Below are 22625 nucleotides of genomic sequence, written 5' to 3' on the forward strand. Positions count from 1 at the left end.
CCCCCTTGGCAGAGCGCGCACAAACAAAAACCGCCGCCCCGAAGGGCGGCGGTCCAGTGCACGCCTGCAGCGTGGATCAGGCGGCCTGCGGCATCCGCAGCGAACGCACCAGTCCGCCGATGTCGACGATCAGCGCGACGCGGCCGTCGCCGAGGATGGTGGCACCGGACACCCCGCCGATGCGGCGGTAGTTGTTCTCGATGTTCTTCACCACCACCTGCTGCTGGCCGACCAGTTCGTCCACTTCCAGTGCGATCTTCTGGCCATCGCCTTCGACCACCACCACCAGCGATTCGCTGCCCGGCGCACGGTTGCCGTAGCCGTAGTACTCGCTCAGCGACAGGATCGGCAGGTACTCGCCACGCACGCGCAGTACGCGGCCTTCGCCGGCCATGCTGCGGATGTCCTCGGCCTGTGGCTGCAGCGCCTCAAGCACATAGGCCAGCGGCAGGATCAGGGTTTCACCGGCCACCGCCACGGTCATGCCATCGAGGATGGCCAGGGTCAGCGGCAGGCGGATCAGCGTGCGGGTACCGGCGCCGAGGCTGCTTTCGATCTGCACCTCGCCTCCCAGTGCCTGGATGTTGCGGCGGACCACGTCCATACCGACGCCACGTCCTGACAGGTCGGTAACCGCATCGGCAGTGGAGAAGCCCGGCTGGAAGATCAGGTCCCAGACCTGCGAATCGGTCGGGTTGTCCGGCACGGCCAGGCCGCGTTCGTGGGCCTTGGCCAGGATCTTGGTGCGGTCCAGGCCGCGACCGTCGTCGCTGACTTCGATGACGATGTGGCCACCCTGATGCGAGGCTGCCAGGGTGATCGTGCCGGTTTCGTCCTTGCCCGCACCGCGACGCACGTCGGGCATTTCCAGGCCGTGGTCGATCGAGTTGCGCACCAGGTGCACCAGCGGATCGGCGATCTTCTCGATCAGGCCCTTGTCCAGTTCGGTGCCTTCGCCGACGGTGCGCAGGCGCACCTGCTTGCCGAGGCGGCTGGACAGGTCGCGGACCAGGCGCGGGAAGCGCCGGAACACCGCATCGACCGGCAGCATGCGCACGCCGATCACCGCTTCCTGCAGGTCGCGGGTGTTGCGTTCAAGCTGGTCCAGGCCGGCGAACAGGCTCTCGGCGTGGACCGGGTCCAGCGCGTGCGAGACCTGCTTGAGCATGGCCTGGGTGATGACCAGCTCGCCAACCAGGTTGATCAGCGCATCGACCTTGTCGACGCTGACGCGGATCGATGTTTCCGCTTCCTGGCTGGCGCTACCGCTGGCGGCAGGCGCGGCAGGTGCCGACGGCGCCGCTGCCGCCGGAGCGGGAGCGGCCGCGGCCGGTGCCTGGGTCGCCAGGCTCGGCGGCGCGGCCGGACGGATGTCCAGTTCGCAGTCGTCCAGCACCCAGGCGAAGGTGTCTTCGATCTTGCTGCGCGGCACCTTGCCGACCAGGCCCAGGTCCCACGCCAGGTGGGCTTCGAGCGGATCGAGCTGGGCGAAGCCCGGCAGGCGGTCCATGCGCGCGGCGACCTGCAGCGAACCCAGGTGCTCAAGCTCGCGGATGATGCGCAGCGGGTCGTTGCCGCTCATGAACAGTGACGGCGCCGGGGTGAAGCCGATCTGCCAGGCTTCCGGCGTATCGTCCACCTTGGCTGCAGCGGCCGCCGGGGCGCTCGCTGCGGCCTGGCCGGAAAGAACCGCTTCCAGGCGCGCCTTTACCGCAGCGACTGCGGCGGGGTCGGCGGCCTGGCCGTGTTCGGCTTCGCGCAGCAGGGCGCGCAGCACGTCCACCGAGGACAGCATGGCGTCGACGGCGTGGCCTTCCAGTGCCCGCTTGCCGGCGCGCAGCTCATCGAGCAGCGTCTCCAGCACGTGGGTCAGGCCGGCGATCGCGTCGAAGCCGAAGGTGCCGGCGCCGCCCTTGATCGAGTGGGCAGCGCGGAACACCGAATTGATGATCTCCGCGTCCTGCTGCCCCGATTCCAGGGCCAGCAGGCCAGCCTCCATCGCGTCGAGGCCTTCGCGGCTCTCCTCGAAGAAGGTGGCGTGGAAGCGTTGCAGGTCCATGCTCATGGCAGTGGTGGTCCGGAAGCGAAGAGGGGGAGCGGTGCCGGGCGATCAGCCCAGCACTTTCTGCACGGTGGCGACCAGCTGTTCGGGATTGAACGGCTTGACCAGCCAGCCGGTGGCACCGGCGGCCTTGCCTTCGGACTTCTTGTCGGCGGCCGATTCGGTGGTCAGCATCAGCAGCGGGGTGAACTTGTAGTCCGGCAGCTGGCGCAGCTCGCGGATCAGCGCGATGCCATCCATGTTCGGCATGTTGACGTCGGTGACCACCGCATTGAAGCGTTGGCCCTTGGCACGACCGAGCGCGACCGCGCCGTCTTCAGCTTCTTCGACGGCAAAACCGGCCGAGGTGAGGGCGAAGGACACCATCTGGCGCATCGACGCCGAATCGTCCACCACCAAGATACGTGCGCTCATGCAGCGTTCTCCACAGATTTCAGGTTGTCATGGGTTACGTCCAGGCCCAGGGCCTGGGTGACGCCCAGCAGGCGCGCGGCGTCACGGAAGGTTGCGGTGCAACCGTGGAAGCCGGTGCCCAGGCCTGCCTCGCGGCGGGCCTGCACGAACGCACACAGCACCTGCACGGCGGCCGTGTGGATGCGGGCGACCTGGCTGGCATCCAGGGTCAGCTCGCCTTCCTGCTCCACCAGTGGGGCGAGGCGGTTCTTGAGCTCGGTAGTGCTCTCGATGCCGAGATCCCCACCCAGTTCGACAGTGCTCATCGTTGCTCCGGACAAACGGTTCCGTGATCCATAACGGCACCCCGGTGGGGTTCTTTAGGGGAATCGACGCGGTGCGTCGATGCGGTGCTTTTCGGGTCGCCCTTGAAAAGGGGACGGAGGGGATTAAGTCGCAAACGGCCGCGCCGCTCTGCGATTGCCAGTAGCAACAGCGACCGCGCAAACCGCCGAGCCAGTTGCGACTTAATCCCCTCCGTCCCCTTTTTTCGTTGCGGCTCAGCTCAGCAGCCGGGTGGCGTCGAGCAGGATCATCGGGCGCTGGCTGACCCGGGCCACGCCTCGGAACAGGTCGTTGGAGATCTGGCAGATGCGTGCGGTATCCGGCGGCTCGATCTGCGAATCGGTGAGGTTGGCGACATCCTCCACTGCCGATACGCGCAGGCCGATGGTCTCGCCATCTTCTTCCAGCACCACGATGCGGGTCTGGGCGTCGTCCTCGGCGGCGGCCGCGCCCAGGTGCAGGCCCAGGTCCATCACCGGGACCACCTGGCCGCGCAGGTTCATGATGCCCAGCATGGCTGCAGCGGTGCCGCGCAGCGGCAGCAGCGGCACCGGCAGCACGACCTCCTGGACCTTCAGCAGTTCCAGGGCATAGGCCTGGGTGCCGCAGCGCAGGCGCAGCCAGCGCGAGGTGCGTTCGCCGGCACGACGGTTCTGCGGATGCGGGCTGCGGGCCGGTTGGTGGGCCTGCGCCTGCAGCTCCTGCCAGGTGCCGGGGCGGTTGCCTGCGGGTGCATCGATGGCGACGCGCGGCGGCGGTGTGGCGGCAGCGCGTGCGGCCGGTGGTGCCACTGGCGCTGCGACCACGGCGGGTGGTGGCGTGGGCACGTCTTCGCCACCGGCGGCCGCCTCGAAGGCGGCCTGCAGGCCGGGGCTGTCGGTGTGGGCGAGACGATGGCTGTCCGCCGGGTCGGTCTCGTAGATCACTTCGTCCGGAAGATCGTCCCAGGTGGGTTCCGGGCCGCTTTTCGCAGCGGTCGCAGCGGGTGCCGGCGCGGTTTCGTGGATGACTTCGTCGGGCAGGTCATCCCAGGTCGGCTCGCGTTCGGCGGCCGCGATGCTGGCCGGTGCGGCGGCGGCCTCGAAGGCCGCCTCCAGTGCAGTCTCATCCGCGGCCGGGGCCGCGACGACGGCATCCGTTTCGTAGATCACTTCGGTCGGCAGATCGTCCCAGGTAGGTTCGCGTTCTGCATCGATCACGCTGACGGGCGCGGAGGCGGCATCGAAAGCGGCTTCCAGTGCGGCGTTGTCCACGGCAGGGGCAGCGGCAACGGTCTCGGTTTCGTAGATCACTTCGGCCGGCAGGTCATCCCAGGTCGGCTCGCGTTCGGCGACCGCTTCGATCGCCGGACCTGGCCCGGCGCTGGCGGGCGACAGCACGGCAGGCGGCGCGACAATTGCGTCGCCCAGCAGTTCGTCCAGGTAGTCGTCGAGGATGCCGGTGCTGTTCATGCGGCCTGCTCCAAGGCGCGGGCGTCCTCGCCGAGGATCCAGTTCAAGGCGCGGCGGTAGGCGGCCAGGCCACGGCCGGGGTAGTCCTCGCCGACGCTCGGCAGGGTCAGGCCTGCCGCGTTGCTGATGCGGGTGTCGATCGGAATCGCGTCTTCCCACACGCGGCTGCCATGACGGTCCTGCATGGTGCGCAGCGACTCGTTGCCGGCGCGGGTGCGTCGGTCGAACAGGGTCGGCAGGATCGAGATCGGCAGCGGCCGGCGACGCGAACGCTCGACCATCTCACCGGTGCGGACCATGCCATCCAGGCCGTGCAGGGCCAGCGGCTCGGCCTGGGTCGGAATGATCAGGCGATCGGCGGCAGCCAGGGCGTTGATCATCAGCAGGCCGAGGGTCGGTGCGCAGTCCAGCAGGATGTAGTCGTGCTGGCCCTGGTGTCGCGCAAGCGCGTTCTGCAGGGCCAGGCCGAGGCCGGGTTGATTGGCGCTGCGGCGTTCCAGTGTCGCCAGCGCCGACTGTGCGCAGACGTAGTCCAGGCCATGGATGTTGCTGGCATGGCACAGGCTGGCAAGGTCGGCGGGCGGTGCGCCGAACAGTTCCAGCACGCCGGCCGGCGGCGGATCCACCGGCACGCCGAAGGCGCGGCTGAGCGAGGCATGCGGATCGAGGTCGATCAGCAGCACGCGATGGCCGAGCGCGGCCAGGCCACGGCCGAGGGCGAGGGTGGTGGTGGTCTTGCCGACTCCGCCCTTCTGGTTGGCGACTGCCCAGATGCGCATCGGATTACTCCTTCATTGCCGGGGGGACGGCGGCGCCGACGCGGCTGCCAGCCGGCACCGGCGGCAACGTCACCGGTGCGATGGGGGAGGTGGGGGCGCTGGCCGGCGTTGCTGCGGCCTGTTCGGTGGCGGTGCTGTCGGTGGCGCCGGTGGCCGCGTTCAGGCGTTGGCCCAGCGGATCCACCGAGTGCGAGGTGTCGGCCAGGATGATGACCATGACCCGGCGGTTGCGGTTGCGGCCCTGCGCGCTGTCATTCTCTTCGCGGGGGCGGAACTGGCCGTAGCCGACCATCGCCAGCCGCGACGGCTGCACGCCCTGGTCGGCGAACAGGTGCACCACGCTGGCGGCGCGTCCGGCCGACAGCTCCCAGTTGGACGGGAAGGTGGCAGTGGCGATCGGCACGTTGTCGGTGTGGCCTTCCACGCGCACGCTGTTGGGTACGTCGCGCAGCACCTCGGCCAGGCTGGCCAGGGTCTGCCGCGCGTGCACGTCCAGCGCGGCCGAGCCGGTCGGGAACAGGATGTCGCTGTTGATCTCGACTTCGATCCACAGTTCCGTGCGGCGCACGCTGATCATGCCGCGGTCGATCAGCGGCGCCAGCGCGGCGGTCAGGCGGTCGGCGATGGTGTTGAGCTGGCGCTCGGCGCGCGCGATCTGTTCCTGGTTGTGCACCGAAACCGGCATGCGCATCTGCGAGGCCATCGACGGCAGCAGCGTCGGGTCGTGCGAGGGCGCCGGTGCGGACGGGCCGACCTTGGTGCCGGACTTGATCACCGACGGGCTGTCCCAGCCGCCGCCCTGCACCTGCTTGTTGCCGACCTGCACCGGATTGATCGTGCGCGGCGCGCCACCGAAGGCATCGGTGAGCGCGTCGGCCATGATCCGGTACTTGCCCTCGTTGACCGAGGAAATCGCGTACATGACCACGAAGAAGGCGAGCAGCAGCGTCATCAGGTCGGCATAGGGGATCGCCCATGCTTCGTGGTTGGCGTGCTCTTCGTGGTGCTTGCGGCGGGCCATGTCAGTGCAGGAAGCCGGAGAGGTTGGTTTCGATGTTGCGCGGGTTCTCGCCCTGGGCGATCGAGATCAGGCCTTCGATGACCATCTCGCGGTCGCGCGTGTTGTGCGAGATCACACTCTTGAGCTTGGCCGAGATCGGCAGGAACAGCAGGTTGGCCGAGGCGATGCCGTAGATCGTTGCGGTGAACGCGGCGGCGATGCCGTGGCCGAGCTTGCTGGGGTCGGCCAGGTTCTTCATCACCGCGATCAGGCCGAGCACGGCACCGATGATGCCGAGCGTCGGTGCGTAGATGCCCATCGCTTCGAACACTTTGGCGCCGGCCTGGTCCTGGTGTTCCTGGCTGCCCAGTTCGATTTCCAGCATGTGCCGCATCGATTCGGGCTCGACGCCGTCCACCAGCAGCTGCAGGCCCTTGCGCAGGAACGGGTCCTGCTGCGCTTCCACCTGCGATTCCAGGCCCAGCAGGCCCTGGCGGCGGGCGATGTTGCTCCACTCGACGATCTGCTGGATCAGCTCGCGGCGATCGCTGTGCGGCGGGCGCACGACCCAGCGCACGATCTTGAACGCATGCTTGAACACCGCCGGCGAGGTATGCAGCAGGATCGCGGCCACGGTGCCGACGATGACGATCACGAACGCCGCAGGCGACCACAGGGACGCCAGGCCGGCGCCCTTGAGGATGCTGCCGCCGACCAGCGAGGCCAGGGCGAGAAAGAGTCCAATGAGGCTGAGTCTATCCATGGATCCGGTATCGGCTTGTATGAATGGGACTTGAGACACCGGTACGGGCTACTGGTGCGACTTCACAGTTTTACGGGTTCAGCAAGCGGGTCAGTCGTGCGGGCTGCGCAGGCCATCGACATCCAGGATCAGCGCCATGCGACCATCCCCGATCAAGGTTGCACCGGCGTAACCGCGCAGGCCGCGCAGGGCTTTCGGTAGTGGCTTGATGACCACTTCCTCGCGCCCGCGCACCTGGTCCACGACCAGGCCGAAGCGCGCTTCGCCGGCCTGCAGCACCACGATGGTCAGCAGGGTCGACGCGGCGGGCGTCACATCCAGCCACTGGCGCAGATCGACCAGTGGCAGCGTGTGCGAACGGCGGTCGAGCACGGCGCGGCCATCGAACCAGCCCAGCGAGGTGCGCGGCGCGTGCAGCACTTCCATCACGCGCGCCAGCGGCAGCGCATAGACGTCCTCGCCGGCCTGCACCAGCAGGGTCGGCAGGATCGCCAGGGTGAGCGGCACGCGGATCAGGAAGCGGCTGCCGCGGCCCAGCTCCGACTGGATCTGGATCTGGCCACTCAGTTCGCGGATGCGCGACTGCACCACGTCCATGCCAACGCCGCGGCCGGAAATATCCGTGACCTGCTGCTTGGTCGAGAAGCCGGGCAGGAACACCAGGTGCAGGCACTCCTCGCTGCTCAGGCGGGCGGCGGCCTCCGGATCGATCAGGCCCTTCTCGCGTGCCTTCGCGCGCAGCTTTTCCGGGTCGATGCCGGCGCCATCGTCCTGCACCTCGATGCTGACGTAGTCACCTTCCTGTTGCGCCGACAACCGCACATGGCCCATCCGCGGCTTGCCCTGTGCTTCGCGCAGGTCGGGCATTTCCACGCCATGGTCGATGGCGTTGCGGACCAGGTGCACCAGCGGGTCGGCCAGCGCTTCGACCAGGTTGCGATCGAGCTCGGTCTCGGCGCCGATCAGCTCCAGGTCCACTTCCTTCTTCAGAGAGCGGGCGACGTCGCGGGCGACCTTGGGGAAGCGCGAGAATACCTTGCCCACCGGCTGCATGCGGGTACGCATCACCGCCGACTGCAGGCGCGCGGTGGCGATGTCCAGGGTGGACACGGCGCGGTCCAGCTCCTCGTCGCGCAAGCGCGCACGCAGGGTCTTGAGCCGGTTGCGCGACAGCACCAGTTCGCCGATCAGGTTGACGATCGCGTCCAGGCGCTTGGTGTCCACGCGCACGGTGTGTTCGGCCTCGGCCAGCGGCTTGGCGGCGGGCTTGGCCGCCGGTGCCGGTGCGGCCGCCGGGCGCGGGGCGGCGATCGGTGCCGGTGCCGCCGCCGCCGCGGGCTTGGCGCCGGGTGCGGCGCCACCGTGCAGCTGGTCGAGCAGGGCTTCGAACTCGTCCTCGCTGATCAGCCCGTCGTCGGCCTTCTTTGCCGGCGCCACCGCAGTCGGTGCGTTGCCGCCGTGCAGCTGGTCGAGCAGGGCCTCGAACTCGTCGTCGGTGATCAGGTCGCTGCCTCCCGCAGCGGGCGCTGCTGCGGCGGCGGGTGCAGCCACGGCACCGCCATGCACGTCGAACTGGGCGATCAGGTCAGGCGGTGCATAGCCCGGCTCGGTGCCGGAAGACACGGCATCCAGCATCGACTGCAGGTAGTCCAGCGATTGCTGGGCGGCGTCGAAGTGATGGGCCTGCAGCACGGCCTGGCCGGCACGTGCAGCGCCCAACGCTTCCTCAGCGGCGTGGCACAGCTCGACCATGGCGGTGACACCGAGGAAACCGGCGCCGCCCTTGAGCGTGTGGTAGCCGCGGAACACCGCGTTGAGCTGTTCGGTGTCCTGCGGTGCCTGCTCCAGCGACACCAGCTGTTCGCCGAGGCGATCCAGGATTTCCTGTGCCTCGATGATGAAATCGGCAGTGATGTCGTCGGATACCGCGCTCATGCTTACAGCCCCAGATCCGACAACAGGTCGTCGGCGTCGTTCTGCGAGACCGCGTGGCGGTCCAGTCCTTTCAGTGCCGGCCCGGCCAGTTCCGGGTCGGTGCGATGCTGTTCCGGCGGCAGGCCGAGCGCGCCGAAGCCTTCGTGCACGCGGCGGACGATGCCCACTACGCGACGGATGATCTGCCCGGTCAGGTCCTGGTAGCTCTGCGTCAGGGCGATCTCGGTGAGGTTGTGGCGGATGCGCTCGAGCTGCGCGTCCTGGCCCGGCTGCAGGCCTTCGGCGCGCAGCTGTTCGGTCAGGCTGCGGCATTCCTCGGCCAGGTCCAGGGTACGGTGGGTGGCCTGTTCGGTCATCGCCACCACGTGGTCCAGGCGTGCGCAGGCATCGTCCAGTTCGCCGGCTTCGCTGGGCACGGTCGGCAGTTCACCCAGCGCCTGCCCCAGCTCGCGGGCGAGCCGCGAGAGGCCGCTCATCATCGGCTGCGTGCGCAGCGCGACCAGTCCGTCGATGCGTTGCCGCCACGCGGCTTCGTCACCGGACTCCAGTGCGTCCAGGGCCTCCTGCAGGCGCAGGGCGAGGGCGTTCTTGTCGACCGTGGTATCCATCAGGCGCTGGCCGCCAGGCGTTCGAAGATCTTGCCGAGCTTTTCTTCCAGCGTCTGCGCGGTGAACGGCTTGATGATGTAACCGTTCACGCCGTTCTGGGCCGCTTCAATGATCTGCTCGCGCTTGGCTTCGGCGGTGACCATCAGTACCGGCAGGGTCTTCAGCTTGGCATCGGCACGGATCGCCTTGAGCAGTTCGATGCCGGTCATCACCGGCATGTTCCAGTCGGTGACGACGAAATCGAACGGCTGGCTCTGCAGCAGCGACAGCGCGGCATGCCCGTCCTCGGCTTCGGCGGTGTTGGTGAAGCCCAGATCGCCCAGCAGGTTCTTGACGATTCGACGCATGGTCGAGAAGTCGTCGACGATCAGGATGCGCATGTTCTTGTTCAAAGCAGAGTTCCTTTGTTGTTCATTCCGGGCGGCCGGGGGCAGCCGCCTCGGGGATGTTCATTCTTCCAGGCCGGCGTCGACGGCCTCGAATATCTTCAGCCGGCCGCGCAGGCGCAGCACGGCCTGGCCGTGGATCTGGCAGACCCGCGATTCGCTCACGCCGAGCACCGCGCCGATCTCCTTCAGGTTCAGCTCCTGCTCGTAGTAGAGCGAGAGCACCAGTTGTTCGCGCTCGGGCAGGTGGCCGATGGCCTTGCCCAGCTCGCGGCCGAACTCGCCGCGCTCCAGCACCTGCTGCGGGGTCGGGCCACCCTGGGCGACGGTGTCCAGTTCGCCCTGGTCTTCGATGCGCGACTCCAGGCTCAGCACCTGGCCACGTGCGGCGTCTTCCATCAGCCGCAGGTATTCGGGCAGCGGCATCTCCATCGCGGCGGCCACTTCGGTGGCGCTGGCGGCACGGCCGGTGCTCTGTTCCAGGCGGCGGATGGTGGCGGCGGCATCGCGGGCACGGCGGTGCACCGAGCGCGGCACCCAGTCGCCACGGCGGATCTCGTCGATCATCGAGCCGCGGATGCGGATCGAGGCATAGGTCTCGAACGACGCGCCCTGGTCGGCGTCATAGCTGCGCGAGGCTTCGATCAGGCCCATCATGCCGGCTTGGATCAGATCATCGACTTCGACGCTGGCCGGCAGGCGCGCGGCCAGGTGGTGGGCGATGCGCCGCACCAGGTCCGAGTGCTGGGCGATGACCTCGTTGGCCGCCGAGCGCTGGACTTCCCTGTACTGGGCTGCGCCTTTCATGCGGCCACCCCGCGCTGCTTGAGAATGCGTTCGAGGAAGAACTCGACACCGCCACGCGGTTCGGTCGGTGCCTGCCAGCGTGCGGTGCGGCGCGCGATCTCGGTGATCGCCAGCGCCGAAGGGCTGGACGGATAGGCCTTCACCACCGGCTGCTGGCGCTGCACCGACAGGCGCAGCCAGTCATCCTGCGGCACGCAGCCCAGGTAGTTCAGCGAGACATCGGCGAGGAACTTCTCGCAGACGCGGGTCAGCTTCTCGTACAGCACGCGGCCCTCGTTCGGGTCACGCACCATGTTGGCCACCACCTGGATGCGGTCCACGCCACGTTCGCGCGACAGCACCTTGATCAGTGCGTAGGCGTCGGTGATTGAAGCCGGCTCATCGCAGACCACCACTACGGTGTCCTGCGCGGCCTGGCAGAAGGTCAGCACGCCGTCGGTGATGCCGGCGGCGGTATCGACCACCATGATGTCCAGCTCGCGTTCCAGTTCGGAGAACACGTTGACCAGGCCGACATGCTCGGCCGGGGCCAGTTCGGCCATGTGCCGGCGGCCCGATGCGGCCGGGACCACCAGCACGCCGTTCGGGCCTTCGACGATGACGTCGTCCAGGGAGCAGCGGCCGGCAACCAGGTCGGCCAGCGTAAAGGTGGGGTTCAGCCCCAGGATCACGTCGATGTTGGCCAGGCCGAGGTCGGCGTCCAGCAGCAGCGTGCGCTTGCCCATGCCGGCCAGCGCCACGGCCAGGTTGGCGGACACATTCGTCTTGCCCACGCCGCCCTTGCCGCCGGTCACGGCAATGGTGCGCACAGGGCCGAGCGGCTCGCTGCGGGTGGCCGACAGCGGGAAGGTCTTGGTCAGCTTGGCGTACTCACGCGACGGCATGGTTCAACTCCGGGTTGCAGGGCATATCGGCCGCTCGGCGCAAATCTTCAAGGCGAAGTACAAGATTGGCTGCACTGGCCCGGTGCAGGTCCTCCGGCACGTCCTGGCCATCGGTCACCCAGGTGATCGGCAGGGCGTGGTCCACGGCCACCGACAGGGCGTTGCCGAAGCGGCCGGTCTCGTCCAGCTTGCTCAGCACCAGCCCCTGCAGGTTGGCCGCACCGAAGCGGCGCACCACCTCGTCCATGTCGCCGAAGCTGGTGTTGGCCGGCAGCACCAGCAGGGTGCGGACCTGGCGGGCGGCGCGCAGCCACTGCAGCTGGGCGGCCAGGGCACGGTCGCGCGGGCCCAGGCCCGCGGTGTCGATCAGCACCAGCTTGTAGTCCTTCAGGCGTTCCAGCAGCTGGTCCAGGTCGGTGCCGCTGTTGGCCTCGTGCACGGCGATGCCGAGCTGGCGGCCGTAGCCATACAGCTGCTCACGGGCACCGATGCGGGTGGTGTCGGTGGTGACCAGGGCGACGTCGCGCGGTGCGTGCTTCTCGGCGAAGCGCGAGGCCAGCTTGGCGATGGTGGTGGTCTTGCCGGCGCCGGTCGGTCCGACCAGGGCGATCACACCACCTTCTTCCAGCGGGTCGACCGGAGCGATCGGCAGCTTGCGCGAGATCAGCCCCAGCATTAGGCCGCGGCCGCGGTGGGCCTCGGTCTCCAGCGGGATCTGCATGGCCACGTCGCGGGCCAGGCCGGCATCGAAGCCGTATTCGTCCATCAGGTCCAGCGCGGTGGCGCGCACCGGGCAGCCACGCAGGCGCTCGTCGGTGAAGCGGTTCATCTCGCGCTCGATCACCTGGCGCATGCCGGCCACTTCCTGGCGCAGCTGGCGGATCTCGGCGTCGTCCTGGGCGACCACGGTCAGCGTCGGTGCCGGGGCCAGCATCGGGGCCGGGCTGGCCTCGACGACGGCTTCGACCGCTGCCGGTTCGCTGGCGGCGATATCTGGCTGTGCATCGGTCACGACAGCGGTCGGCAGCGGCGGCGGCTGCACGGCCGGCGCCGCGCTTTCGTGATGCGTCTCATGCGGCGGGTCGATCTGGAAGCGGGCGCGGTTGGCCGGTGCGACGATGGCTTCGGCGAACGGGGCGAAGATCTGGTCCGGCAGCGCCGGTTCGTTGACGGCGGCACGCGCCAGGGTGGCGGCGAAGCCGGTGCTGCCGCGGGTCGGCACGATCTCGTCGGCGCTGTCCAGGGTGCGGCCGGTGGCGCCGACGGCGGCGCGGGCGAGGGCGGCGACGGCCGAGGTGGTGGCGGCGACCGGTTCCGGCGCCGGGGTGCTGCTGCGGCGGCGGGTGACGGCGGCGATCACCGCGTCGGCGGCGGTGCGCGGCTTGGGGGCCGGCGGCGGTGCGACATCACGGCGCGAGGCTTCCAGTGCACGCTGCACGGCGCTCTCGTCGTAGTTGGCGGCGGCGACGATCTCGATACCTTCCTCGATCCGGCGGTTGGACAGGATCACGGCGTCAGGACCATGTTCCTTGCGCACCAGGTTCATGGCCGAGCGCATGTCGGCGGCGACGAATCGTTTGATTTTCATGCTGTGGTCACGGGACGAAGACGGCGGGGTGGCGGTCGGAGAACTCGGGTGGTCGGTGGTCTGCACGGTGCGGGTTCCCCTTGGTATCTGTCTGTTGCGTTGGTTCGAAAGTGGTGTCTGTTTTCTGGCGCATCGGAGGGCGGCGTCAGCTGATCGTTCCGACCAGCTTCAGGCGCTTGTCCTCCGGCACCTCGCTGTAGGCCAGGACCGACAGCGACGGAACGCTGTGGCGGACCAGGCGGGCCAGCGCGGCGCGCACCGGGCCAGGTACCAGCACGACCGCGGGCTCGTTGCGGGCTTCCTGCTTGCTGACACATTCGGCCAGGCTCTGGTGCAGTCGCTCAGCGAGTCCGGGTTCCAGCGCGGCGCCGTTGCCCTGCGTGGACTCCTGCAAGACACGTTCCAATTGCGGGTTGAGGGTGAACACCGGCAGCTCCGCCGACATTCCGGCGATCTCCTGCACGATGAAGCGGCCCAGCGCGGTGCGCACGGCGGCGGTCAGCACGGCCGGGTCCTGGCTGCTGGGCGCGTGTTCGACCAGTGCTTCGGCGATCTTGCGCAGCTGGCGGATCGGAATGCGCTCGACCAGCAGGTTCTGCAGCACGCGCACCACTGCCGACAGCGGCAGCGCCTTCGGCGTCAGATCTTCGACGAGCTTCGGCGCGCTCTTGGCCAGGTTGGCCAGCAGGTGCTGCACTTCTTCGTGGCCGAGCAGTTCCGGCGCGTGCTCGCGGATCAGGTGCGACAGATGGGTGGCGACCACAGTGGCCGGATCGACCACGGTGTAGCCCAGCGTTTCGGCCTGGGCGCGCTGGTGCGGCTGGATCCAGGTGGCATCCAGGCCGAACGCGGGGTCCTTGCCGGCGATGCCTTCCAGCGCGCCGAGCGCACTGCCCGGGTCCAGCGCCAGTTCGCGATCAGGATGGATCTCGGCGGTGGCCACCGGCACGCCGTGCACCAGCACGCGGTAGCCGTTGGCCGGCAGTTCCAGGTTGTCGCGGATGTGCACCGACGGGATCAGGAAGCCGACATCCTGGGTCAGCTTGCGGCGCACGCCCTTGATGCGTGCCATCAGTTCGCCGCCCTGGTTGCTGTCCACCAGCGGAATCAGCCGGTAGCCGACCTCCAGGCCCAGCGGATCGACCGGGCGCAGTTCGTCCCAGCTCAGTTCGGCGGTCGGTGCGGGTGCGGCTGGGCGGCCGAGTGCGTTGAGCGCGGCAGCATCGGTGCCAGCGCCCGCCGCATCGGCAGCCGGGGCCTTGCCCTTGCGGTACACCTTCCAGGCGATGAAACCGAGGATCGCGGACAGCGTCAGGAAAGCGACGTTGGGCATGCCCGGCACCAGGCCGACCACGCCGATGATGCCGGCGGTGATCGCCAGCGCACGGTACTGGCCGAACACCTGGCCGGTCATGGCCTGGGCCATGTCCTGCGAGCGCGAGGCGCGGGTAACCAGCATCGCCACGGCGCTGGAGACCAGCAGGGCCGGCAGCTGCGCCACCAGACCGTCACCGATCGACAGCAGGGTGTAGGTGGCAGCGGCTTCGCCGAATGGCATGCCATGCTGCAGCACGCCCACGGCCAGGCCGCCGAGCATGTTGATGAACAGGATCAGGATGCCGGCAATGGCGTCGCCGCGGATGAACTTGCTGGCACCGTCCATCGCACCGTAGAAGTCGGCTTCCTCGCGGACTTCTTCACGGCGCAGCTTGGCTTCTTCACGCGTCAGCAAACCGGCGTTGAGGTCGGCGTCGATCGCCATCTGCTTGCCGGGCATCGCGTCGAGGATGAAGCGCGCAGTCACTTCCGAGACGCGGCCGGCGCCCTTGGTGATGACCACGAAGTTGATGATGGTCAGGATCGCGAACACCACGATGCCGACCGCGTAGTTGCCGCCGATCACGAACTCGCCGAACGCGGCGATGACCTTGCCCGCGGCGTCGTGGCCGTTCTGGCCGTTCAGCAGAATCACGCGGGTGGAGGCCACGTTCAGCGCCAGCCGCAGCATGGTGGTGATCAGCAGCACGATCGGGAAGATGGTGAAGTCCAGCGGGCGCTTCACGTAGACCACCGCCAGCAGCACCATCAGCGAGATGGCGATGTTGAAGGTGAACAGCGCATCGAGCACCGGCGCGGCCAGCGGCACCACGACCATGGCCAGCAGGGCCAGCACGATCAGCGGTGCGCCAAGGCCCTGACGGATCATTTCCAGGGCGCGGCGGGTGTTGAAACCGGCGGAGGGCTGGGCGCTCACGGGCGGCCTCCCTTGCCGAATTCATCCACCTGGATGTGCGGGGCGTCCGGCATCGGGCCAGTGCGCCAGGCGCGCAGCTGGTAGACGTAGGACAGGACCTGGGCGACGGCCGAATACAGTCTCACGGGGATTTCCTTTCCGAGTTGGCCTTCCCGATACAAGGCGCGTGCCAAAGGCGGGGCAGAGACGATCGCGACTTTGTTGCCGTCGGCCACTTCACGGATGCGCAGGGCGGTCTCGTCCACGCCCAGGGCGACCACGGTGGGGGCGTTCATGGCGCCGCCCTCGTATTTCAGGGCTACCGCATAGTGGGTGGGGTTGACCACCACCACGTCGGCGGTGGGCACCGCTTCCATCATCCGGCGGTTGGCCATCTGCTGCTGCAGCTGGCGGATGCGGCCCTTCACCTCGGGGCTGCCCTCGCTTTCCTTCATTTCCCGGCGCAGCTCTTCACGGGTCATCTTCAGCTTGCGCATCCAGTTCCAGCGCTGGTACGGGGCATCGATGGCGGCCAGCACCAGCATGGCGCCGGCGGTGGCCAGCAGCAGGCGCAGGGTGAAGCCGAGGCCGTCGGTAATGGCGGTCTCCAGCGGGTGGTGGATCAGCCCCCGCAGGGTGTCGAAGCCGGTCCAGACCACCAGCCCGGCGGCCACACCGACGAAGGCCACGCGCAGCAGCGATTTGGTGAACTCGGCGATGGCTTCCGGGCCATACAGGCGCTTGAGCCCGCTCATCGGGTTCATGCGGTTGATATCGGGCAGCAGCGCCTTCTGCGACCAGCGCAGGCCACCCATCACCAGCGGTGCGACGAAGCTGGCCAGCAGGCAGACCAGCACCAGCGGTGCGATCACCAGCATGAACTGCAGCAGCAGGTCGCCGAAGTGGCCGAACAGTTCCTTCGGGTTCTGCCGCAGGCTCTGTTCCGGGCTGAGCGCGTGCTTCATCCAGGCCGTGGCGCCACGGCCGATCGAGCCGCTCATGGCCATCACTGCCAACACGCCGGCGCCGAACACGGCGGCGGTGCCAAGTTCGCGCGAACGCGGCAGGTTGCCCTGTTCACGGGCATCGCGCAGGCGTTTTTCGGTAGGTTGTTCGGTCTTTTCGCCGGCGGATTCGTTCTCGGACATCACGGGCACTGCGGCAGGGGATGCCGGGGTGCGTGCAAGAACTGTTCCGTGATGGGTTCATGTGCCAACCAAGGTTGGCACCTACCAGAGCAGGCACCGGTAGCGCCAGGCCGTGGCCGGCGTCCTCGGCTACAGGGGCGCGTTGCCGCTGGGCGGCGGGCTCTGCGCCAGTTCCACCCGCGGCCGGGGCAGGTCGTGCAGCTGCATGAAGCGCGCCGCGTCGACCGGGCGGCCGAGCAGGTATCCCTGCAGGAAGTCGCAGCCCAGGCGCTCCAGGTAGGCGCGCTGGGCGGCGGTCTCCACGCCCTCGGCCACGATGTCCATGTCCAGCGCATGGCCCAGCGCCACGATCGCCGAGACGATCACCACGTCCTCGGCGCTGTGTTCCAGGTCGCGCACGAACGCGTGGTCGATCTTGATCTCGGTGGCCGGCAGCCGCTTCAGGTACAGCAGGCTGGAATAGCCGGTTCCGAAATCATCGATGGAGATGCCCACGCCCAGCGCCGACAGCGCCTGCAGCAGGCGCAGGCTGGTATCGGTGTCACGCATCACCGTGCTTTCGGTGATCTCCAGCACCAGGTGGCGCGCGGGGATGCCATGGCGCTCGATCACCTCGCGCACATCCTGCAGCAGATGTGGCGAGCTGAACTGCACCGGCGACAGGTTCACCGACATCGACCAGCCATCATGTCCGGCGTCGTGCCAGCGCCGCAGCTGCTGGCAGGCCTGGTCCAGCGCCCAGCGACCGATCTCGTTGATCGCGCCGCTGCGCTCGGCCAGGCGGATGAAGCGGTCCGGCGGGATCAGGCCGTGTTCCGGATGGCGCCAGCGGATCAGCGCCTCGGCGCCGGCCACCTTCTGCGTGGCCACGCGGATCTTCGGTTGATAGTGCAGGAACAGCTGCTCGCTGCCGATGGCACGGCGCAGGTCGGCCAGCAGCCGGAACTGCTGCTCGGCACTGTCGTTCATCCAGTCGGCGAACAGCACGAAGGCGTTGCGTCCGGATTCCTTGGCCTGGTACATCGCTGCATCGGCGAAGGCCATCAGCTGGCGCTCGCTGGCGGCATGGTCCGGGCAGATCGCCACGCCGATGCTGGCGGTCACCTGCAGTTCGTTGTCCGGCAGCAGCGGGCCGCTGCCCACGGCCTGCAGGATGCGACGGGCCAGCGTCGGCAGGTCCTCGTCGTGCTCGATGCGCACCACCAGCACGAACTCGTCGCCGCCCAGCCGTGCCAGCAGGTCGTGCGGGCGCAGCAGCTGGCGGGTGCGTTCGGCCACCGCCACCAGCAGCGCATCACCGGCCTGATGGCCATACGCATCATTGACCTGCTTGAAGCCGTCCAGGTCCATGAACATCACCGCGAAGCGGTTGCCGCCTTGTTCGGCCTCGGCCAGCGCCTGCACGATGCGCCGCTGCAGCAGCAGGCGGTTGGGCAGGCGGGTGAGCGGATCATGCAGCGCGGCCTGGGTCAGTTCCTGCTGGGCATCGGTCAATGAGGTGCTCAGCATCGAATTGCGCAGCCGCAGCAGTTGCGCCTCCACGCGCTGGTCCAGCCATGAGACCACCAGCACCACGGCCAGGATCGCCACGGTCAGCACCACCACCAGCATCGCCAGCCACTCGTTCTGCAGGCCATCGCCGACCGCCGCACCGCAGATGCTGCCTTCCGGGAAGCGCGCGGCGGCCATGCCGGTGTAGTGCATGCCGACGATGGCCAGGCCGAGCAGGCCCGCCGCCGCCAGGCGATCACCGATGCGGGTGCGCTGCGCGCGCAGGCGGAACGCCACGTACAGCGCAGTCCAGGACGCGGCCACCGCCACCATCAGCGAGAACAGCAGCCAACCCGGGTCGTAGTCGATGCCGGGCTGCATGCGCATGGCGGCCATGCCGACGTAATGCATGCCGGCGATGCCGGTGCCCATCAGCAGGGCGCCGCCAGCCAGCCGCGGGTGGGGCAGGGTGCGCAGCGAGACCAGCCACAGCGCGAACACCGATGAGGCGATGGCCAGCGCAAGCGAGAGCAGGGTGATGGGAAGGTCGTAGCCCAATGGAATGGGCAGGTCGAAGGCCAGCATGCCGATGAAGTGCATCGACCAGATGCCCAGGCCCATGGCGAAGCCGCCCCCCAGGCGCCACCACCACGCCGCGCCCTTGCCGGGTGCGGTCACCGTGCGCCCAGCCATCGCCAGCGCGGTGTATGAGGCCATCACGGCGACCAGCAGCGAGATCACCACCAGCCACGGGTTGTACGTGCCTACCAGCATTCGTCAGTCTCCCGGACCTGCCTGTCGACGGAAACTACGGTGGGGCATGCATGAGGCAGGCAGACGCAGGGCGCCGGCCACGTGCGGCATCCCCCCGGTTGCCGCGCATTCACTCTAACGCGCAGACCGGGGGGAAGGGCAAGCAGCAAAACGTGAAACTGCGCCCCTGTAGAGCCGAGCCCATGCTCGGCTAGTGTTCCGGCCAATGGCAGCCGAGCATGGGCTCGGCTCTACAGAAACGAATGCATGGCAAGCGGCAATACGTGATGATCGGGTCAGTGTGTGACCGCGTCCGCAGCCTGGAAGGCGGCGTCGAACAGGCGCTGTACCGGCGGCCCCATTTCCCCGGCCAGCAGGGCCAGCAGGAACAGGCCCAGCAGCAGCGAGACCGGCAGGCCCAGCTGGATCGGATTCAGCGCCGGGGCGGCGCGGGCGAGCACGCCGAAGGCCAGGTTCACTGCCAGCATCGCCACGGTGAGCGGAATGGCCAGCGTCAGCGCGCCACGCAGCACGGTCAGCAGGAAGGTCGGGGCGATGCTGAAGAAGGCGTGCGGATCGGGTAGTGGAGCACCGATCGGCAGTGCGCGGTAGCTGTCCACCAGCAACGAGATCAACGCCAGGTGGCCGTTGGCGGTGAAGAACAGCAGGCCGAACAGCAGGTAGAACCACTGGCCGATCACACCCGACGTGCCACCACGCAGCGGGTCGCTCATCTGTGCGAAGGCCAGGCCGGTGCCCTGGGCGATCAGTTCGCCGGCCATCGCACCGGCTTCGAACACCAGCCGCAGCATGAAGCCGATGGATACGCCGATGGCCAGTTCACGGGCGATGGTCAGTACGGTGGCAGCGTCGAAGCCGGTCCAGTCCGGTACCGGTGGCAACAGCGGCGCCAGTGCGATGGCCAGGGTACCGGCCAGTACCACGCGCACCCGCGACGGTACCGCGCGGGTACCCACCATGGGCATGGCCATGGCCACCGCGCCGATGCGCAGCATGGTCCACAGCACGGTGCCGATCATGCCGAAGGCCTGAAGGCCGTCGGCAGCCATCTGGGTGGCGGCGTCCATCGAAGCGCGTGTCCTAGCCGATCAGGTGCGGAATGCGCTGGAACAGCAGCGTGGTGAATTCAACCAGGTGGCCGATCAGCAGGCTGCCCAGCGCGAACAGCACCGCGGTCAGCGCCGCCGCCTTGGCGACGAAGGCGATGGTCGGTTCGTTGAGCTGGGTCGCGGCCTGCACGACACCGACCACCACGCCCACCACCAGCACGGTGAGCAGCAGCGGGCCGGCCACCCACAGCACGGTGATCAGGCCGCCACGCAATTCGGTCAAGGCAAGTTCGGGAGACATCGTCTTTCCATCGGTAGCGCCGGGCGCTGCCCGGCGACGCTCATGTAGAGTCGAGCCATGCTCGACTGTGCTTTACGGGGGGTATCAGGCCGGATTGAAGCTGGCCGCCAACGTGCCGACCGTCAGCACCCAGCCATCGACCAGCACGAACAGCAGGATCTTGAACGGTGCCGACACCAGCATCGGCGACAGCATCATCATGCCCATCGACATCAGCACGCTGGCCACCACCAGGTCGATGATCACGAACGGAATGAAGATCAGGAAGCCGATCTCGAAAGCGGTCTTCAGTTCGCTGGTGACGAACGAAGCGACCAGCACCGGGAACGGGATCGCATCGGGACTGGCGTAGGTGCCATGCCCGGCGATGCCGGCGAAGGTCATCAGGTCGGTCTCGCGGATCTGCGCCAGCATGAACCCGCGCAGTGGCTGCGTGGTCAATGTCCAGGCGGTCTGGAAGTCGATGTCACCGTTGAGATAGGGCGCCATGCCCGCACTCCACGCCTTGTCCCAGGTCGGCATCATCACCATCGCGGTGAGGAACAGGGCCAGGCCCAGCAGCACCTGGTTGGACGGCGTCTGCCCGGTGCCCAATGCCTGGCGCAGCAGGCCCAGCACGATGATGATGCGGGTGAACGAGGTCAGCACCAGCAGCATCGACGGGATCAGGGTGATCGCGGTCATCAGCAGCAGGGTCTGCAGCGGCAGGCTGACCGGCGCACCACCGATCTTGCCGACGTTGATGTCCGGCAGCGGGGTGGTCGGCGCGCCGGGCGCGGCGAATGCCAGCGCCGGCAACAGGCACAGGGCAAGCAACAACAACCACGGCATCAGGGTGGCAGGACGGGTACGGGTGACACGCATGTCAGGGGTCCTTGCGCAGCCGCTGCTGCAGCAGCTGGGCGAAATTCGGCAGGTTCTTGAAGTCCGGCACGCGCACCGGTGCCGGCGGCGGCAGCGGTTCGGGCAGGGTATGCAGGGTGTTGATGCCGCCGGCGGTGACGCCCAGCAGCAGTTGCTGGCCGTTGACCTCCACCACCACCACGCGCTCCTTGGCGCCGACGCTGAGGCTGGCCACCAGCTTCATGCCTTCGGCCGGGCGGAAGCCACTGCCGGGCATGCGCTTGAGCAGCCAGCCCAGGCCGATCACCAGCGCCAGCACCGCCAGCAACGCCAGCACCGCACCGAACAGGCTGGGTGCAGCGGCCGCGTGCTGGCCGACCTGTGGGCCGATCGGCGCGGCGGTCTTGCCGACCGCCAGCAGGGTGGAGGCCAGCAGGCTCAACGCAGTCTCCGGATCCGCTCGCTCGGGCTGACCACGTCGGTCAGGCGCACGCCGAAGCGGTCATTGATCACCACCACTTCGCCGTGGGCGATCAGGGTGCCGTTGACGAATACGTCCAGCGATTCGCCGGCACCGCGCTCCAGTTCCACCACCGAGCCCTGGTTGAGCTGCAGCAGGTTGCGGATCGGCAGGCGGGCACGACCGACTTCCAGCGACAGGGTCACCGGCACGTCGAGGATCACGTCCAGGTTCAGGTCCGGACCGTTCGCCTCATCGGCCTGCAGGCTGCTGAACTGGGCCGGGGTCGGTTCGAGGGCGTCGATATCGTTCATTGCGGGTCTTCCTGGATGACGGGTACGCGCGGGCGGGTGCCCGGCGGATGGGTAGCGGTGATCTTCACGGCGTTCATGCCGTTGGCGATGCCGAACTCGCCGGTGAATACCGGGATGTTCTCCACGCACAGCGGCACCTGCGGGCTCAGGTCGATCGGCAGGATGTCGCCGACCTTCAGCTGGGTCAGGTCGCGCAGGGTCATGCGCTTGCTGGCCAGTACGCTGGACAGGGTGACTTCGGCGATGTTGAGCTGTTCACGCAGAGTCTTGCCCCAGCTCTCGTCGCGGTCGTTGCGGTCGCTCTGGATGCCGGCGTCGAGCAGTTCGCGGATCGGTTCCAGCATCGAGTACGGCAGGGTGACGTGGATGTCGCCGCCACCGCCGTCGAGCTCGACGTGCAGGCGGCACACCACCACGTACTCGCGCGGTGTCACGATGTTGGCGAAATGCGGGTTGATCTCCGAGTTGATGTACTCGAAGTCGACATCCATCACCGGTGCCCACGCTTCGCGCAGGTCGGCGAAGGTCTGCTTCAGCAGCAGGTGGATCACCCGCATTTCGGTGGCAGTGAATTCGCGGCCCTCGATGCGGGTGGGGTAGCGCCCGTCGCCGCCGAAGAAGTTGTCGACGATGGCGAACACCAGGGTCGGCTCGAAGACGATCAGGCCGGTGCCGCGCAGTGGCTTGAAGCGGATCAGGTTCAGGTTGGTCGGTACATACAGTGAGTGCATGTAGTCGTTGAACTTGATCAGCTCGATGCCGCGTACCGACAGCTCGGCCGAGCGGCGGATCAGGTTGAACAGGCCGATCCGCCACAGGCGCGCGAAGCGCTCGTGGACCATTTCCAGGGTCGGCATGCGACCACGGATGATGCGGTCCTGGCTGGCGAAGTCGTACGAACGCGCTTCGCCTGACGGGGGTTCCGCATCGGTCTCGACCGCGCCACTGTCCACGCCGTGGAGCAGGGCATCGATCTCGTCCTGGGACAGCAGATCATTCATCGGTGGGCCC

At 68.1% G+C, this 22625-nt stretch carries 22 protein-coding genes; all 22 read right to left on the reverse strand.

The features are described 5' to 3' along the window. Nucleotides 1-76: 76 nt before the first annotated feature. Nucleotides 77-2065 (reverse strand): chemotaxis protein CheA, encoded by a 1989-nt coding sequence (locus ACZK1G_RS10440; protein ID WP_101765403.1) that lies wholly within the window; start codon nucleotides 2063-2065, stop codon nucleotides 77-79. 45 nt (nucleotides 2066-2110) lie between these two features. Next, nucleotides 2111-2476, reverse strand: a complete 366-nt coding sequence (locus tag ACZK1G_RS10445) for a response regulator (RefSeq protein WP_005409521.1) — start codon at nucleotides 2474-2476, stop codon at nucleotides 2111-2113. Then, the gene (locus tag ACZK1G_RS10450; RefSeq protein ID WP_101765404.1) at nucleotides 2473-2781 is read right to left on the reverse strand and encodes an STAS domain-containing protein; all 309 of its coding nucleotides are present in this window, start codon (nucleotides 2779-2781) and stop codon (nucleotides 2473-2475) included. The genes ACZK1G_RS10445 and ACZK1G_RS10450 overlap by 4 nt, the downstream gene beginning before the upstream one ends. A gap of 234 nt (nucleotides 2782-3015) precedes the next feature. Further along, nucleotides 3016-4251: a chemotaxis protein CheW gene (locus ACZK1G_RS10455; RefSeq protein ID WP_049443477.1), complete on the reverse strand. Its 1236-nt coding sequence runs from the start codon at nucleotides 4249-4251 to the stop codon at nucleotides 3016-3018. Beyond that, on the reverse strand, nucleotides 4248-5030 hold the full coding sequence (locus ACZK1G_RS10460; RefSeq protein ID WP_014037094.1) for a ParA family protein: 783 nt from the start codon (nucleotides 5028-5030) through the stop codon (nucleotides 4248-4250). The genes ACZK1G_RS10455 and ACZK1G_RS10460 overlap by 4 nt, the downstream gene beginning before the upstream one ends. 4 nt (nucleotides 5031-5034) lie before the next feature. After that, nucleotides 5035-6051 (reverse strand): flagellar motor protein MotD, encoded by a 1017-nt coding sequence (motD, locus tag ACZK1G_RS10465; protein ID WP_014037095.1) that lies wholly within the window; start codon nucleotides 6049-6051, stop codon nucleotides 5035-5037. A 1-nt stretch (nucleotide 6052) separates the two neighbouring features. Further along, a complete protein-coding gene (locus ACZK1G_RS10470; protein ID WP_014037096.1) occupies nucleotides 6053-6793 on the reverse strand; it encodes a flagellar motor protein in 741 nt (246 codons plus the stop codon). A gap of 90 nt (nucleotides 6794-6883) precedes the next feature. Further along, nucleotides 6884-8728, reverse strand: a complete 1845-nt coding sequence (locus ACZK1G_RS10475; RefSeq protein WP_049443478.1) for a chemotaxis protein CheA — start codon at nucleotides 8726-8728, stop codon at nucleotides 6884-6886. Between the two features lie 2 nt (nucleotides 8729-8730). Then, nucleotides 8731-9336 (reverse strand): protein phosphatase CheZ, encoded by a 606-nt coding sequence (locus ACZK1G_RS10480; protein ID WP_006442968.1) that lies wholly within the window; start codon nucleotides 9334-9336, stop codon nucleotides 8731-8733. Further along, nucleotides 9336-9728 carry a chemotaxis response regulator CheY gene (gene cheY, locus ACZK1G_RS10485; RefSeq protein WP_005413247.1) on the reverse strand — a complete coding sequence of 131 codons (393 nt, stop codon included), beginning with the start codon at nucleotides 9726-9728 and terminating at the stop codon, nucleotides 9336-9338. Before cheY ends, ACZK1G_RS10480 begins: the two co-directional genes overlap by 1 nt. 57 nt (nucleotides 9729-9785) lie before the next feature. Next, nucleotides 9786-10529, reverse strand: a complete 744-nt coding sequence (locus tag ACZK1G_RS10490) for an RNA polymerase sigma factor FliA (protein ID WP_049443479.1) — start codon at nucleotides 10527-10529, stop codon at nucleotides 9786-9788. Then, complete coding sequence (locus tag ACZK1G_RS10495; RefSeq protein ID WP_005416424.1) at nucleotides 10526-11413, reverse strand: MinD/ParA family ATP-binding protein; 888 nt, start codon at nucleotides 11411-11413, stop codon at nucleotides 10526-10528. The genes ACZK1G_RS10490 and ACZK1G_RS10495 overlap by 4 nt, the downstream gene beginning before the upstream one ends. Further along, a complete protein-coding gene (gene flhF, locus ACZK1G_RS10500; RefSeq protein ID WP_101765405.1) occupies nucleotides 11400-13001 on the reverse strand; it encodes a flagellar biosynthesis GTPase FlhF in 1602 nt (533 codons plus the stop codon). The genes ACZK1G_RS10495 and flhF overlap by 14 nt, the downstream gene beginning before the upstream one ends. Before the next feature lie 145 nt (nucleotides 13002-13146). After that, nucleotides 13147-15207, reverse strand: a complete 2061-nt coding sequence (flhA, locus tag ACZK1G_RS10505; protein WP_170871758.1) for a flagellar biosynthesis protein FlhA — start codon at nucleotides 15205-15207, stop codon at nucleotides 13147-13149. A 44-nt stretch (nucleotides 15208-15251) separates the two neighbouring features. Then, nucleotides 15252-16382, reverse strand: coding sequence for a flagellar biosynthesis protein FlhB (flhB, locus tag ACZK1G_RS10510; RefSeq protein ID WP_014037101.1), 1131 nt, complete (start codon nucleotides 16380-16382; stop codon nucleotides 15252-15254). A gap of 129 nt (nucleotides 16383-16511) precedes the next feature. After that, nucleotides 16512-18647, reverse strand: a complete 2136-nt coding sequence (locus tag ACZK1G_RS10515; protein WP_101765406.1) for a putative bifunctional diguanylate cyclase/phosphodiesterase — start codon at nucleotides 18645-18647, stop codon at nucleotides 16512-16514. 275 nt (nucleotides 18648-18922) lie between these two features. Next, nucleotides 18923-19714 (reverse strand): flagellar biosynthetic protein FliR, encoded by a 792-nt coding sequence (fliR, locus tag ACZK1G_RS10520; RefSeq protein WP_014037103.1) that lies wholly within the window; start codon nucleotides 19712-19714, stop codon nucleotides 18923-18925. A 13-nt stretch (nucleotides 19715-19727) separates the two neighbouring features. After that, the gene (locus ACZK1G_RS10525; RefSeq protein ID WP_005413254.1) at nucleotides 19728-19997 is read right to left on the reverse strand and encodes a flagellar biosynthetic protein FliQ; all 270 of its coding nucleotides are present in this window, start codon (nucleotides 19995-19997) and stop codon (nucleotides 19728-19730) included. 84 nt (nucleotides 19998-20081) lie between these two features. Next, on the reverse strand, nucleotides 20082-20861 hold the full coding sequence (gene fliP / locus ACZK1G_RS10530; protein ID WP_005416432.1) for a flagellar type III secretion system pore protein FliP: 780 nt from the start codon (nucleotides 20859-20861) through the stop codon (nucleotides 20082-20084). Nucleotide 20862: 1 nt separating this feature from the next. Then, entirely contained in the window at nucleotides 20863-21282 is a 420-nt protein-coding gene (gene fliO / locus ACZK1G_RS10535; protein WP_014037105.1) for a flagellar biosynthetic protein FliO, read from the reverse strand. Continuing rightward, entirely contained in the window at nucleotides 21279-21614 is a 336-nt protein-coding gene (gene fliN, locus ACZK1G_RS10540) for a flagellar motor switch protein FliN (protein ID WP_005409543.1), read from the reverse strand. The genes fliO and fliN overlap by 4 nt, the downstream gene beginning before the upstream one ends. Further along, complete coding sequence (fliM, locus tag ACZK1G_RS10545; protein WP_014037106.1) at nucleotides 21611-22615, reverse strand: flagellar motor switch protein FliM; 1005 nt, start codon at nucleotides 22613-22615, stop codon at nucleotides 21611-21613. Before fliM ends, fliN begins: the two co-directional genes overlap by 4 nt. Between the last annotated feature and the right edge of the window lie 10 nt (nucleotides 22616-22625).

This window comes from Stenotrophomonas sp. 109824_Sma (assembly GCF_056480025.1).